Below are 13,452 nucleotides of genomic sequence, written 5' to 3' on the forward strand. Positions count from 1 at the left end.
GGCGGAGGAGATGATGGCCGACGACCGCGCACCGACCTTTGAAGAGCTCGCCACGGACGGCGACGTGGTCTCTTCGCTCGATTCCAAGGCGGAGCATTCCCCTGATCAAGTGCTCCGTACACTCGACCGTCGGGAGAACGTCCTGAAGCGCACCGTCAAGGAGATCGACGAGGTGATTGACCATCTTCGCGGCGCGGCGGCCGCAAGACCTGACCAGAACACCAATGGCCCAGATACGACCGCCCCGACCGCATCCGAGCGGATTTCGACGCCGGCAGCCGAGGTCATTCTACAGGCAGCCCCGCCTCCCCTGAAAGCCGACACCGCAAACGCCCCCGAAATCCGGGACGGACGAGGAAACGGGGAATCCGGCAGCGGGCTGATTCAGGACGACGGCAAACCCGAACCGCGCTTCGAAAAACCAAGTGCCGAGCCCAGGGCCGAAGCCAAGGACAAGACCACCATGTCGGGAATGGTCGTTATCGAGGGCGACCGCGGTCCGATAAAGGCAGAGGCCCGGACACCGGATAAGCGTGGCTCCCCGGGAGGAGAAGGCGGCGGAGACGGCAAAGGAGGAGGCGGAGGCGCCGGTGTCTTCCATAAACGCCTCGGCCCGGTCGATTTCTCCGCCAGTCTCAAGGCGGGTCTGCGGGCGATCAGGCAGAACCTAATGATCGTGATGCTGTTCACCATCGCCACCAACATTCTCGTGCTCGCCATACCGATCTATCTGTTTCAGATATCCGACCGGGTGCTCACGAGCCGCTCGATCGACACGTTGGTGATGCTCACTGGGCTGATTGTCGGCGCCGTCATCCTGCAGGCGATTTTCGATGCAGTTCGCCGCATGATCCTGATGCGCACCGCGGTGGAGGTTGCCGCGCAGCTCGGCGCGCCGATCCTCAGCGCGGCCGCCAGAGCCTCGCTGCACAGCAATGGTCGCGAATATCAGACGCTTGGCGATCTGCAGCAGCTGCGCTCCTTTCTGGTGTCGAGCACACTGCTCTCCTTTCTCGATGCCCCGATCGCGCCGTTTTTTGTGGTGGCAGTCTTCCTCATTCACCCGCATCTCGGCTCCATCGTCATCACCTCGGCACTGCTTCTTCTCGTCGTGACCTTGTTGAACCAGAAGGCGACGGCGGCTTCCTTCGGCGAAGCCAATACGTTTCAGAGCAAGGCAAACCTCCACCTCGATTCGATGTCGCGCAATTCGCAGATCATCAATGCGCTTGCCATGATCCCGGAATCCGTCCGCATCTGGGGCAGGGACATGGCCAGCTCGTTCACGGCGCAAGTCGTGGCGCAGGACCGCAACATTGCATTCGCTTCCCTCTCCAAGGCCTTGCGGTCGCTCACCCAGGTCATGATGCTCGGCTGGGGCGCCAATCTCGCCCTGCGTGGGGACCTTACGGGCGGTATGGTGATCGCCGCATCGATCATTGCCGGCCGAGCCCTCGGGCCGATCGAGGGGGCGATCGAAGGCTGGAACCAGGTGGTCCAATCGCGCGCCGCCTATTCTCGCATCGCCTCCCTGCTGCAGTCCTCGCCGCTCAATTTCGAGCGCCTGAAACTGCCGCGTCCGGAAGGGCGCCTCGACGTCGAACGGCTGCTTTTCGTCCCGCAAGGCACGAAGCGCGTCATCCTCAACGGCGTGACCTTCTCGCTCAATCCGGGTGATTCGCTGGCCGTGATCGGCAGTTCCGGAGCGGGCAAGACAACGCTCGGCAAAATGCTTGTCGGCTCCATCCTGCCGACATCCGGCAATGTCCGGCTCGATCTCATGGATCTGAGGAACTGGGACCAACGTCAGTTCGGCGAAAGCATCGGCTATCTCCCACAGGACGTCCAGCTCTTTCCGGGAACCATCAAGGCCAATATCGCCCGCATGCGGGAGGACGCCAGCGACGCTGAAATCTATGCGGCCGCCAAGCTCGCCGATGTGCATGACATGATCGCGCAGCTGCCGCACGGATATGAGACTTTCGTGGCGGCGGACGGATCCCCCCTCTCAGGCGGCCAGAAACAACGCGTCGCGCTCGCCCGCGCCTTTTTCGGCAATCCTCGCATGGTGGTGCTCGACGAGCCCAATTCCAATCTCGACAGCGCGGGAGAGGCGGCGCTGACGCGGGCACTCGCCCATGCAAGGAAGCAGCAGATCACCGTCGTGACCGTTACCCAACGACCGGCCCTCCTCAACAGCGTCGACAAGGTGCTGCTGCTGGTGAACGGCACCGTGGCCCTCTTCGGCATGCGCCAGGACGTTCTCAAGGCCCTCGCCTCCCGCGGAATGAATCTCGAGGGCAATCCGCTCGACCACAATCAGCTTACGTAGGCGACCATGACAGACGCAGTCAAAGTTTACGACCTCGAGTGGTATTCACCGGTTCCGCGCTCGATCTGGAGACATACCGTCTTTGGGCTCGCCCTCATGGCAGTTACGTTCGGCGGCTTCAGCTGGTGGGCCTTCACGGCGCCACTGGCCGCTGCCATCATCGCCCAGGGAAGTTTCGTCGCGACCGGCCAGAACAAGATCATCCAACACCTTGAAGGCGGGATCATCGAAGAAATCCTGGTCAACGAAGGCGATCAAGTAGACGCAGGCCAACCGCTCATTCGGCTGGACGAAACGGCGGCGCGCGCCAACGAACGGCAGCTTTTTCTGCGGCAGGCGCGACTGGAGGCGATAATCGCCCGCCTCCAGTCGCAAATAGGAGGGGCCGACGAGATTGCACTGCCGGACCACCTTCGTCCACGGCCGGACGACCCGGACATCGGGCGGATAATCCGCAGTCAAGAGGTCAATTTCCAGTCCTGGAAAAGCAAGTTGGACAGCGACATCGAACTGCTGATGCGGAACATCGAGAGTTTCCGCTTCCGCGCGAAAGGCTACGAGCAACAACTCAAGTCAGTTCGCCAGCAGCGTGTTCTCCTGCAGGAGGAATATGCCAGCAAGACGTCGCTCCTGAAGAAGAATTTGATCCGCAGGACGGAGATCAAGACGATCCAGCGGTCGATCGCCGACGCGGAGGGGCAGGCCGGGAGACTGACCGCCGAGATAGCGGAAACCGGCGTCCAGATTCTGAAGCAAGAGCAGCAGGTCCAGCAGGTACGGGAAAGCTATCGCGAGGCCGCCCTCGAGGAACTACAAAAAGTGGAGGCCGAACTGGATTCGGTGCGCGAGCAGTTGCGCGGGGCGGCCAGCGTCCTGCGCCGCGCCACCATAAACGCCCCGGTCAGCGGCAAGGTGGTCAGGCTTTACTATCACACGCCCGGAGGCGTCATCGAAAGCGGCAAGCCGATCATGGAAATCCTGCCGTCCGACGTGCCTCTCATCATTGAAGCACTGGTGCTCCGCACCGAGATCGACAACGTCAAAGTCGGTCAGAATGCGACCGTCAGACTGACCGCCCTCAACCAGCGGACGACGCCGGTCTTGAATGGCGAAGTCTTCTATGTTTCCGCCGACTCGGTGCCCGACACAACGGGCGACGGCGCACGGGAGGTCTATTTGGCCCGGGTCAACCTGCCGGTCAGCGAGCTCTCAAGAGTTCCCGGCTTCGCGCCAACTCCAGGGATGCCGGCGGAGATCCTAATCCAGACAGCAGAGCGAACCTTTTTCGACTACCTGACCAGGCCGATCCGGGACAGCATGGCACGTGCCTTCATGGAACGATAATGCAAGCGGAACTCCGTGCGGGAGCAGCAGGTCCCGTCGACTGAGCTGATGCGGCACTCTGCCTGGGCCAAACTCTCCTCCCGGTTCAACAGGGCAACTTCGATCGGCCCGGCATGGAGGCAGGTTGCGGCGATTGCCTGCGATAAGACGCCCTCAAACGCTGCATTCGGTGTGGACACGAAGAAAATGGTGCCCGGAGGCGGATTCGAACCACCGACACGCGGATTTTCAATCCGCTGCTCTACCAACTGAGCTATCCGGGCATCCTGCCTGTGGGCAGCGGCTTTGAAAGCCGTGGGGGCGCTTGGTTCGCCCCGGAAGCGAGCGGGGTTATAGCATCTTGTTCGGCCGTGTCCAGCACCAAATGACTCTTTTTCGATGGAAATCCACGAGCCGTGGAGAAGCCGTGAAAAGCGAAGGGATTCAGCAGGATCGGCGCAGCCCCCCGCACTGTCAGTCGTGCGATCGCCCCTCACCCTAGCCCTCTCCCCGCACGCGGGGAGAGGGGACTTAAGCGCGCGCCACGAGTCCCTCGCCCCGCTCGCGGGGAGAAGGTGCCTGCAGGCGGATGGGGGGCCAAGCGAGTCTAGCGATCCTCGTCGTCGGCTTTCGATTCGTCGTCGGCGACGGGGATCGCGTAGGAGCCGGAAAGCCAGCGGTTGAGATCTACATTGCGGCAGCGCCCGGAGCAGAAGGGGTAGTGCTCGCGCACCGACGGGCGGCCGCATTCCGGGCAGGGCCGCGTCGGGCGCAGGGGCTCGACATTCGAGCCGTGCTTCTTGCCTTCGCCACTCACTTGTCTTCAGCCTTCCAGCCAACGCGCATGGACGTCGTACCCCTCGCCGATGAGGAGATTGACGGTCTCATAGAGCGGCAATCCTACCACATTGGTATAGGAGCCGACGAGCTTGACGACGAAGCTGCCCGCAATGCCCTGGATACCATAGCCGCCTGCCTTGCCGCGCCATTGGCCGGAGGCGAGGTAGCTCTCGATGTCGTAGCCGGAAAGGCGCTTGAAGCGTACCTTCGTGTCGACCACCTTCTGGCGGATCGTCCGGTCCGGCGTGACGAGGCAGATGCCGGTATAGACGCGGTGGCTCCGGCCGGACAGGAGGTGCAGCGCGCTCGACGCCTCGCCGATCAGCTCCGGCTTCGGCAGGATGCGGCGACCGACGCAGACGACCGTGTCGGCCGCGAGGATGTAGCTCCCGTCCCAGGCCGGCTCCCCCTTGATCGCCGCCAGTGCCGCCTTCGCCTTCTCGGCGGAAAGCCGGCGGGCCAGCGAGCGCGGGTGCTCGGCGCGCTTCGGCGTTTCGTCGAGGTCCATCGGCAGCAAGCGCGCCGGCTCGATACCGGCTTGCGCCAAAAGCTCGACGCGACGCGGCGATCCGGACGCCAATATCAATTTCTGGGTGACTGTCATCGAAGCGAACCGTCAGATCCCGGAGGTTACCGCCGCTAAAGTCGTGCTTACTTGAAGCGGTAGGTGATGCGGCCCTTCGTCAGGTCGTAGGGGGTCATCTCGACCAGCACCTTGTCGCCGGCGAGAACGCGGATGCGGTTCTTGCGCATGCGGCCGGCCGTGTGGGCGATGATCTCATGGTCATTCTCGAGCTTCACGCGGAACGTCGCGTTGGGAAGCAATTCGGTGACCACGCCCGGGAATTCGAGGACTTCTTCTTTCGCCATGCAGGATTGTGCTTTCTCATGTTCAACAGGGATGCGCCACGCATCCTTGAAAAATTTGCCGGAAACTACACAATCGCCGCGGATTTGTGAACCCGCCTTGATACCCGTTTTTTCCGCAATTCTACCCTACGATGCCGACATGGCTTTCAGCCACGCAAAAGCGAACGGCACCGTCCTTCAACCGACTTTCTCGCGACCAGCCAGCCGGCTGGCAATAAGGCCGGCGAGGTGATCCCTGACAGCCCGATAGGCGCCGACGATCTGGTCGCGCGTGCCGGTCGCCACCGTCGGATCCGGCGTCGGCCAGTAGACGACATCGACCGCCATGGAGCGGGTCAGTTCCAGCGCCTTGTGATGGGCCTCCGGCGCCAGCGTGACGATGACATCGAAGTAATCGTCTTCGAGCTCCTCGAGCGTGCGCGGCTGGTGGCGACCGATCGTCAGCCCGACCTCATCGAGAACCACGTCCACGAAGGGATCGCGCTCGCCGTGGCGGACCCCGGCGGAGGCCACATAGGTCCCCTTCGGCAGCGCGGCCCGCGCAAGCACCTCGGCCATCGGCGAGCGAATCGCGTTCATGCCGCACATGAAGAGGATCGAGCGGGGCATCTTCGATCCTGGCAAGGCGATCCCGGTCATGTCCGCCCCCGTCAGCCGCGCCAATAGAGCACGCAGACCAGTGTGAAGAGGCGCCGCGCCGTATCGAAGTCCAGCCTGATCTTGCCGGAAAGCCGATCGATCAGCGTCTGCGAGCCTTCGTTGTGGATGCCGCGACGTCCCATGTCGATCGCCTCGATCTGGCTCGGCGTCGCCGTGCGGATCGCCTCGTAATAGCTTTCGCAGATCAGGAAATAGTCCTTCACGATGCGGCGAAAGGGGGTGAGCGACAGAATATGGGTGGCAACCGCGTCACCGCCGTCGGTCGAGATCGCGAAGACGAGCTTCGAATCGACCAGCGACAGATTGAGCCGATAGGGCCCGCCCGGATGGCCGACAGGCTCGAACAGGTTCTCTTCCAGGAGGTCGAAAATCGCAACCGCGCGCTCATGCTCCACGTCCGGGGTCGAGCGGCCGATCGTCTCGTCCAGCACGACATCGCAGAGGCGCAGGTGGCGATCGGCCCTCATCCGGCATCCTCAAGATTGAGGCGGATGGCGACAGAGCGGGCATGGGCCTCAAGGCCCTCCGATTTGGCCAGCGCGATCGCCGCCGGGCCGAGAATGCGCAGCTGTTCGGGTCCGAGCCGGAGGATCGAGGTCCGCTTCATATAGTCGAGCACGCCGAGCCCGGAGGAGAAGCGCGCCGAGCGCGCCGTCGGCAGCACGTGGTTGGAGCCGCCGACATAGTCGCCGATCACCTCCGGCGTGTGGCGGCCGATGAAGATGGCGCCGGCATTGCGGATCTTCGGGACCATCGAATCCGGATCGGCCATCGCCAGCTCGAGATGCTCCGCGGCGATCCTGTTGGCGAGCGGCACGGCCTTGTCGAGATCCGGCACCAAAATCACGGCGCCGAAGTCGCGCCAGCTCGCCGTTGCCGTCTCGGTGCGCGGCAGCGTCGTGAGCTGCCGCTCGACCGCCTGCTCGACCGCCCCGCCGAAGGCGGCGTCATCGGTGATCAGGATCGCCTGGGCGCTGGCGTCGTGCTCTGCCTGCGCCAGGAGATCCGCCGCGATCCAATCCGGGTCGTTGTCGGCATCGGCGATCACCAGCACCTCCGAGGGGCCGGCGATCATGTCGATGCCGACGGTGCCGAAGACCTGCCGCTTGGCAGCCGCGACATAGGCATTGCCGGGCCCCATGATTTTCGCCACCGGCGCGATCGTCTCGGTGCCGTAGGCGAGCGCGGCGACGGCCTGGGCGCCGCCGATGCGATAGATTTCCTCGACGCCGGCGAGCCGCGCCGCCGCCAGCACGGCGGGGTTGACCGCACCATCCCTCGCCGGCACCACCATGACGATGCGCGGCACGCCGGCGACCTTGGCCGGCAGCGCATTCATCAGAACCGAGCTGGGATAGCTGGCGGTGCCGCCCGGGACGTAGAGCCCCACCGCTTCGACCGCCGTCCAGCGCGAGCCGAGCCCGACGCCCATCTGATCTTCGTAGAGGTCATCCTTCGGCACCTGCCGGCGGTGATGCGCCTCGATGCGGGTCGCCGCGACCTTGAGCGCGCCGAGCACCTCCGGTTCGACCGCATCGATCGCCGCGTCGATCTCGGCCGAGCTGACCGCCATGGGCGTGACGCTGAAATCCACGCGGTCGAACCGGGCGGAATAGTCGGCAAGCGCGGTGTCGCCGCGCGCCCGCACGTCGTCGATAATGGCGCGCACCGCGGCGTTGACGTCTTCGGAAACCTCCCGCTTGGTCGTCAGGAACGCGGCGAATTCACGTTCGAAGCCGCTGTCGAGAAAGTTCAACCTGATTGCCAATGCGATGATCCTCTTGGTGGTGGCGGCGCTTTGCTCAGTCGCCTTCGGGATGGCGCGGCTTGAACGCGGTTTCCCACGCCCCGCCGGTATCGGCAAGCTGCGCCTCGATGCATTCCACATCAAGCGCGATCAAGGCATCGCCGGCGAGCACGAGCTCGACCGTTCCCTCCGGCCCCTCCCCCTTGAGCACGAAACGCAGCGCCAGGAGATCGAGCACCGCTTCCATGTCGGCCCGGTCGAAGCCGAGCGAGCGCACGGCCGTGACGCACTTGAAGAGCAGCAAGGCGCGGCGCCGCTCGAAGCTCCTGCGCTTGCCTTCCGCCGCCTCCCAGACGAAGCGGTTGAGGACCAGGGAAAACTGGCGACGGCGCGCATCATAATGAATGCCGGCCACCTTGAAGACTGCGTCTTGCACATGAGCGGAAACGACCCCAAGGTCTTCCTCGTCGAGTGCGAGCAGCTTCAAAGCATCCATGCGATCCATCCCTGCAGTCCGGCGCCGAATTTTGCACCGCAATCATCAAGGACATAAGACGTCGCGCCCGAAACCGCAACGGTTTCAGGCGCAAAAGCCTACTGCATGTTTCCTGAAATCGAATCCGATTTAAGGATAAAAACATGCAGCAACTCGAGACGCGCGGCGCTGTCGTGTCAGTCGCTGACGCGCTCGACATGGGCGCCGCAGCGCGTCAGCTTTTCTTCAAGCCGCTCGAAGCCGCGGTCGAGGTGGTAGACCCGCGAGACCATCGTCTCGCCCTCGGCGGCAAGCCCGGCGATGACGAGCGAAACGGAAGCGCGCAGGTCGGTCGCCATCACCGGGGCGCCTTTCAACCGGCTGACGCCCTCGATCTTCGCCGTCTGGCCGGCGAGCGAGATCCTCGCGCCGAGCCGCGCCAGTTCCTGCACATGCATGAAGCGGTTCTCGAAGATCGTCTCGGTGATGTGGGAAACGCCGCCCGCCTTGGTCATCAGGCCCATGAACTGGGCCTGCAGGTCGGTCGGGAAGCCCGGAAAGGGATCGGTGACGATATCGACCGGGCGGATGCCGGGGCCATTGCGGACGATGCGGATACCGCTGTTCGTCGCGCTGATCTCGGCGCCGGCCCGGCGGATCGCTTCAAGGGCGGTATCGAGCAGGCTTGGATCCGTGTCCTCAAGGATGACGTCGCCGCCGGTCATCGCCACCGCCATGGCATAGGTACCGGTCTCGATGCGGTCGGGCAGCACCCGATGGCGGGCGCCCGACAGCGAGCGCACGCCTTCGATGGTGATCGTGCCGGTGCCGGCACCGGAGATCTTCGCGCCCATGGCGTTCAGGCACTTGGCAAGATCGGCGACCTCGGGCTCGCGGGCCGCATTGCCGATCACCGTCGTGCCGTTGGCAAGGGTCGCGGCCATCATCAGCACATGCGTGGCACCGACCGAGACCTTCGGGAACACATAGCGCCCGCCGATGAGGCCGCCTGCGGGCGCCGTGGCGTTGACGTAGCCGCCGTCGATCTCGATGTTGGCGCCGAGCGCCGTCAGGCCCTCGATGAAGAGGTCGACCGGCCGCGTACCGATGGCGCAGCCGCCCGGCAGCGAGACGCGCGCCTTGCCTTCGCGGGCGAGCAGCGGCCCGATGACCCAGAAGCTGGCGCGCATCTTCGAGACGAGCTCATAGGGCGCCGTGGTCGAGACGATGTTGCGGCTGGTGAAATGGATGGTGCGGGCATAGCTCTCGCCCTGGCGCTCGCGCCGGCCGTTGACGGAGATATCGGCGCCATGATTGCCGAGGATGCGGATCAGTTGCTCGACGTCGGCGAGGTGCGGCACGTTTTCCAGGGTCAGCGTGTCGTCGGTCAGGAGCGACGCGATCATCAGGGGCAGAGCGGCATTCTTGGCGCCGGAAATGGGGATCACCCCGTTAAGTTGATTTCCGCCTACGATCCTGATGCGATCCATGAGACCTCTCGCACGGGCGCCGCCCGCCTTTCCAAAAAAATCCGGTGTTGCTGAAGGGCGTCTCTTAGTGGAGATGCCGCGAAATTAGAAGTGCCTTGAAATGCGAAGTCGACAGGAATGGCGGAAGCCTCAAAGAAGGTGATTTATCCCCCGCCGATTACTTCCCTTCCTGCATGCCGTCATCCAAAAACCGCTGCACACTTTTGGGCGACATGCATTAATCGCCCGATTCGTCCGATTTTGCGGCAGGCACTCCGGATGTCTCGTCGGCGTCGCCCGCCCGGCGGGCCCGCGCCTGCTGCTTGCGGCGCTGGAGATTGTCGCGGAGCGTCTTCGCCAGCCGCTGCCGCCTCACCTCCGCCTCGCTTTTGCCGGCTTTCGCGCCGCTTCGCGGCCCCGGCGCGCGCCCCTTGTCGTCGTCGTTCTGCATGGTCAATGGATTAGCGCAAAAGCCGAAACTCCGGAAGCGGCAAGGTGAGTTCCGGCCGAGCGAAATTCCGAAAAATTAGCGGCGATTTTCAAATCGTGGCCTGCATCAAGGCATTGAAACCAAGGGGCTTTGTGACCTGAGACCGAGCTTGCCGCAGGCGAGGACGCCCCCTCCCCGTCAAAAACTTCGAAATGCGCCTTGCGCTCTCCCGCAAGCTATGGCAATAGGCCCCTCGCTTGCTGCGGCGTATCACCCAACGCCGCCGGATGCTGCTATAGCTCAGGGGTAGAGCACTCCCTTGGTAAGGGAGAGGCCGAGAGTTCAAATCTCTCTAGCAGCACCAGTTTTCCTTGGCTGATATTTGCAAAGAATCGCTTGAGCTTGCTAGGGTGATCGCCGGGTGAACGGGCGCGGGAAGTGCTCCAATGAGAACTGACTCCGACGACAAAGGCACGCTCAAGGACGATCTCGTCTGGCGATGGCACGACAATCTCATCTACGCAATCCGCTTCGACATCGGCGATCCAGAGAGACAGGAATGGCGCAGCGATCTGGTGCTCGACATCGATTTCATCGCCGACTGGCTTTGCGAACCTTCTGGGATGTTTCGCTTCAGCGTGGCGCCAGCCACCCTGACATTTCACGATGTCGGTGATCTGCAGCTTGCCATCGATCACGGCGACAGCGATGGGCGAACCGCGATGAGTGAACTTTCCATCGACCGCGTTACACGGGAGCGTCTGGATCGACCCTTCGATTTTTGGCGATGGACGATCAATTTGAACTCGCCGCCGGGCGGCAAGATCGTGTTCTGCGCCAGCGGGCACTCCCAGGTGCTTCGAGCCGAGCCCAAGATCGTAGCCGAGCAACATCTTCCGCGCGGCGAGCGCTCTTGCGCGCCATTGGCTTCGAAATAGCGGAAAATACAAAAGCTCAGCGAACCCTACAGCATCGCCGCACTGGATTCGCACCTGCCCTACTTTTCACACAAACGCCTCGGCCCGTAATACGGCTGGAACGTACAATCATCCGGCCGGAACGACCGATAGGCCCGCGCGCAGGCCCTGAAGTTGCAAGCCGGTGCGGACCCCGCCACCTGCGCGCCGCTCTGCTCCGGCGTGCCTTCAGCCAGCGCCGCGGTCATGAAGTTCTTCCAGATCCGCGCCGGCAGCTTGCCGCCGGTGACGTCCTTCATCGGCGTCTCGTCATCGTTGCCAACCCAGACGCCGACGATCAGCGGCTCGGTGAAGCCGACGAACCAGGCGTCGCGGTGGTTCTGGCTGGTGCCGGTCTTGCCGGCGGCGAGCGTGCCGATATCCGCTTCGCGGCCGGTTCCGCGTTCGACCACCAACCGCAGCAGCGCAACGAGGTCCGGTCGGTACTGACTGATATCGGTCACCGCCTCCTTGGAAGGGCCGACCCGGAAGGCCTGCGGTTGGCCCTCGGCATGCAAGGATTCGATGCCCCATGCCTCGATCGGCGCCCGGCCGGCCCGGACGGAGGCATAGGCGCCGGTGAGGTCGAGCAGGTTCACCTCCGAGGAGCCGAGCGCGAGGCTCGGCGTGTCGGCGAGCTTGGCATCGATGCCGAGTTCCCGCGCCGAGGCGATGACCTCGTCGATGCCGACCTCCATCGCCAGCGCCACCGTCGCGGCGTTCAGCGATCGGGCGAAGGCTTCGGCTATGCTGACCACGCCGCTATAGCCGCCGCCGAAATTCTCCGGCGACCAGCCGTTGATCTCGATCGGCGCGTCCTCGACGGGGTCGAACGGGCTCAGGCCCCTTTTTAGCGCGGCATAATAGACGAACAGCTTGAAGGCCGAGCCGGGCTGGCGCATCGCCGAGAAGGCGCGGTTGAAGGTGCTCTTCGTATAGTCGCGGCCGCCGACCATGGCGACGACGGCGCCCTCCGGCGTCATCGCCACCAAAGCGGCCTGCGAGACGCCCGCCTTGCCGCCTTCGCGCCGAAGCGCATCGGCGACGACCTTGTCGGCGATCGCCTGCAGCCGCGGCACCATGGTGGTCCTCACCTTGATCGTGCCGCGATAGGGACCGGCGAGTTCGCGGGCATCCTGCATGATCCAGTCGGCGAACCAGCTTCCCGACCGGATCGCCGGACTGGTCGGCTGGAGCTTGCCGAAGTCGGCGCGGGCGACCTTCGCCTCTTCAGACGTGATCCTGTTGCCCTTCACCATGGCATCGAGGACCAGTTCCGCCTGCTGGCGGGCACCCTCCGGATTGGTCAGCGGATTGAGCTGCGAGGGTGCGCGGATGATCGCCGCGAGCATCGCCGATTCGCCGATCGAAAGCTCCTGAACCTCTTTGTCGAAATAGATGCGGGCAGCGGCCGGCACGCCGGTGGCGCCTGCGCCGAGGTAGATATTGTTCAAATAGCGGGTGAGGATTTCGTCCTTGCCGAGCTTGTGCTCCAGCCAGAAGGCGATCACCGCCTCCTGTATCTTCCGCTTCCAGGTGCGGTCGCGCTCGAGATAGAGGATCTTGATCAGCTGCTGCGTGATGGTGCTGCCGCCCTGCACAACCTCGCCCGCCCCGAGGTTGGTGTAGATCGCCCGGGCGATGCCCCGGAGATCGATGCCGGAATGCTCGTAGAAGCGCCGGTCCTCCCTTGCGAGCACCGCCTCGACCAGATGCGGCGGAAAATCGGCGCGCACCGCGTAGGACCCCTGAAACGGCCCCTGGCTCACCAGAGGCTTGCCGTCGGCGGTTTCCAGCACGACGACCGGCTTCAGCGAGCCCTCGGCGATCTCGTCCCAGGGAACATCGCGCAAGGCCCAGGCGAAGACGGCAACCAGCAGCACGAGCGACGCCAGCGCCGCTGCCGATACGGTCCGCACCAGGATTGTACGCCGGCCGCTCGGGCGCTTCGGTTCGGCGCGGTGGTCTTCGGTTCGCCCTCGCCGCGGCTTCACCCATCGGCTTGCGGAGCGTCCCGCTAAGGCGACGGAATCGGACTTGCCATTTGAGGTCCGCCCCAGCCGCTCGATGGCGCCGATCGCCGCGGCGCCCGATTTTTCACCGGCACGACGGGCGGCAACAGGTACTTCCTCGTGGAGCGCCCGGCCAAGTCTGGCCAGCGCGCGACCCAGCCCCGCAAGTGCCTCTCGGGTCTTTGCGAATGCGGCGCCTTCCGAACTGCCCGGCTGATCACGGCTCGGCTCGGCTTCTTCTGGCCCATCGGGACCAATCTTCGACGCGGCATCGCTTTGCGCCATCCGTGCTCTCGATCAAAATGTCACCCCTACGTTCGCTCAGAACGCATTGGCCG

13 protein-coding genes and 2 tRNA genes are annotated in these 13,452 nt (G+C 64.0%); 4 read left to right on the top strand and 11 right to left on the bottom strand.

The features are described 5' to 3' along the window. Positions 1-13: 13 nt before the first annotated feature. Together AU381_RS09140 and AU381_RS09145 are read left to right on the top strand one after the other, a co-directional pair. Positions 14-2,332 (top strand): type I secretion system permease/ATPase, encoded by a 2,319-nt coding sequence (locus tag AU381_RS09140; protein WP_064241409.1) that lies wholly within the window; start codon positions 14-16, stop codon positions 2,330-2,332. A 6-nt stretch (positions 2,333-2,338) separates the two neighbouring features. Next, positions 2,339-3,676 carry an HlyD family type I secretion periplasmic adaptor subunit gene (locus tag AU381_RS09145; protein WP_064241410.1) on the top strand — a complete coding sequence of 446 codons (1,338 nt, stop codon included), beginning with the start codon at positions 2,339-2,341 and terminating at the stop codon, positions 3,674-3,676. 187 nt (positions 3,677-3,863) lie between these two features. Here AU381_RS09145 and AU381_RS09150 read toward each other — a convergent pair. The 10 genes from AU381_RS09150 to AU381_RS09195 all read right to left on the bottom strand — a co-directional run bounded on the left by AU381_RS09150 (position 3,864) and on the right by AU381_RS09195 (position 10,173). Beyond that, positions 3,864-3,939, bottom strand: a tRNA-Phe gene (locus tag AU381_RS09150). Positions 3,940-4,262: 323 nt separating this feature from the next. Next, a complete protein-coding gene (gene yacG / locus AU381_RS09155; RefSeq protein WP_064241411.1) occupies positions 4,263-4,472 on the bottom strand; it encodes a DNA gyrase inhibitor YacG in 210 nt (69 codons plus the stop codon). 6 nt (positions 4,473-4,478) lie between these two features. Continuing rightward, entirely contained in the window at positions 4,479-5,099 is a 621-nt protein-coding gene (locus AU381_RS09160; protein WP_064241412.1) for a Maf-like protein, read from the bottom strand. A gap of 47 nt (positions 5,100-5,146) precedes the next feature. Further along, entirely contained in the window at positions 5,147-5,365 is a 219-nt protein-coding gene (infA, locus tag AU381_RS09165) for a translation initiation factor IF-1 (RefSeq protein ID WP_014327290.1), read from the bottom strand. Positions 5,366-5,542: 177 nt separating this feature from the next. Continuing rightward, positions 5,543-6,004: an arsenate-mycothiol transferase ArsC gene (locus AU381_RS09170; RefSeq protein ID WP_064241876.1), complete on the bottom strand. Its 462-nt coding sequence runs from the start codon at positions 6,002-6,004 to the stop codon at positions 5,543-5,545. A gap of 11 nt (positions 6,005-6,015) precedes the next feature. Continuing rightward, entirely contained in the window at positions 6,016-6,492 is a 477-nt protein-coding gene (locus tag AU381_RS09175) for a UPF0262 family protein (RefSeq protein ID WP_064241413.1), read from the bottom strand. Further along, entirely contained in the window at positions 6,489-7,793 is a 1,305-nt protein-coding gene (gene hisD, locus AU381_RS09180; RefSeq protein ID WP_064241414.1) for a histidinol dehydrogenase, read from the bottom strand. Before hisD ends, AU381_RS09175 begins: the two co-directional genes overlap by 4 nt. 34 nt (positions 7,794-7,827) lie before the next feature. After that, the gene (locus AU381_RS09185; protein WP_064241877.1) at positions 7,828-8,268 is read right to left on the bottom strand and encodes a DUF2948 family protein; all 441 of its coding nucleotides are present in this window, start codon (positions 8,266-8,268) and stop codon (positions 7,828-7,830) included. A gap of 176 nt (positions 8,269-8,444) precedes the next feature. After that, on the bottom strand, positions 8,445-9,737 hold the full coding sequence (gene murA, locus AU381_RS09190; protein ID WP_064241415.1) for a UDP-N-acetylglucosamine 1-carboxyvinyltransferase: 1,293 nt from the start codon (positions 9,735-9,737) through the stop codon (positions 8,445-8,447). Positions 9,738-9,954: 217 nt separating this feature from the next. Next, on the bottom strand, positions 9,955-10,173 hold the full coding sequence (locus AU381_RS09195; RefSeq protein WP_082909739.1) for a hypothetical protein: 219 nt from the start codon (positions 10,171-10,173) through the stop codon (positions 9,955-9,957). Positions 10,174-10,435: 262 nt separating this feature from the next. On the opposite strand from AU381_RS09195, the gene AU381_RS09200 reads away from it, so the two are divergent. Both AU381_RS09200 and AU381_RS09205 read left to right on the top strand, forming a co-directional pair. After that, positions 10,436-10,510 (top strand) — tRNA-Thr (locus AU381_RS09200). Between the two features lie 82 nt (positions 10,511-10,592). Continuing rightward, the gene (locus tag AU381_RS09205) at positions 10,593-11,084 is read left to right on the top strand and encodes a hypothetical protein (RefSeq protein WP_064241417.1); all 492 of its coding nucleotides are present in this window, start codon (positions 10,593-10,595) and stop codon (positions 11,082-11,084) included. Positions 11,085-11,143: 59 nt separating this feature from the next. Here AU381_RS09205 and AU381_RS09210 read toward each other — a convergent pair whose 3' ends face one another. Beyond that, positions 11,144-13,399, bottom strand: a complete 2,256-nt coding sequence (locus tag AU381_RS09210; RefSeq protein WP_064241418.1) for a PBP1A family penicillin-binding protein — start codon at positions 13,397-13,399, stop codon at positions 11,144-11,146. Between the last annotated feature and the right edge of the window lie 53 nt (positions 13,400-13,452).

The sequence above is a fragment of the Sinorhizobium glycinis genome (assembly GCF_001651865.1).
In the GTDB taxonomy this organism is placed as follows: Bacteria; Pseudomonadota; Alphaproteobacteria; order Rhizobiales; family Rhizobiaceae; genus Sinorhizobium; species Sinorhizobium glycinis.

What these genes read in the sequence shown, in the direction of transcription:
- AU381_RS09140 (WP_064241409.1), top strand. Translation starts at nt 14, where the DNA reads ATGGCCGACGACCGCGCACCGACCTTTGAAGAGCTCGCCACGGACGGC.
- AU381_RS09145 (WP_064241410.1), top strand. Translation starts at nt 2,339, where the DNA reads ATGACAGACGCAGTCAAAGTTTACGACCTCGAGTGGTATTCACCGGTT.
- AU381_RS09160 (WP_064241412.1), bottom strand. Translation starts at nt 5,099, where the DNA reads ATGACAGTCACCCAGAAATTGATATTGGCGTCCGGATCGCCGCGTCGC.
- infA (WP_014327290.1), bottom strand. Translation starts at nt 5,365, where the DNA reads ATGGCGAAAGAAGAAGTCCTCGAATTCCCGGGCGTGGTCACCGAATTG.
- AU381_RS09170 (WP_064241876.1), bottom strand. Translation starts at nt 6,004, where the DNA reads ATGACCGGGATCGCCTTGCCAGGATCGAAGATGCCCCGCTCGATCCTC.
- AU381_RS09175 (WP_064241413.1), bottom strand. Translation starts at nt 6,492, where the DNA reads ATGAGGGCCGATCGCCACCTGCGCCTCTGCGATGTCGTGCTGGACGAG.
- AU381_RS09185 (WP_064241877.1), bottom strand. Translation starts at nt 8,268, where the DNA reads ATGGATGCTTTGAAGCTGCTCGCACTCGACGAGGAAGACCTTGGGGTC.
- murA (WP_064241415.1), bottom strand. Translation starts at nt 9,737, where the DNA reads ATGGATCGCATCAGGATCGTAGGCGGAAATCAACTTAACGGGGTGATC.
- AU381_RS09205 (WP_064241417.1), top strand. Translation starts at nt 10,593, where the DNA reads ATGAGAACTGACTCCGACGACAAAGGCACGCTCAAGGACGATCTCGTC.
- AU381_RS09210 (WP_064241418.1), bottom strand. Translation starts at nt 13,399, where the DNA reads ATGGCGCAAAGCGATGCCGCGTCGAAGATTGGTCCCGATGGGCCAGAA.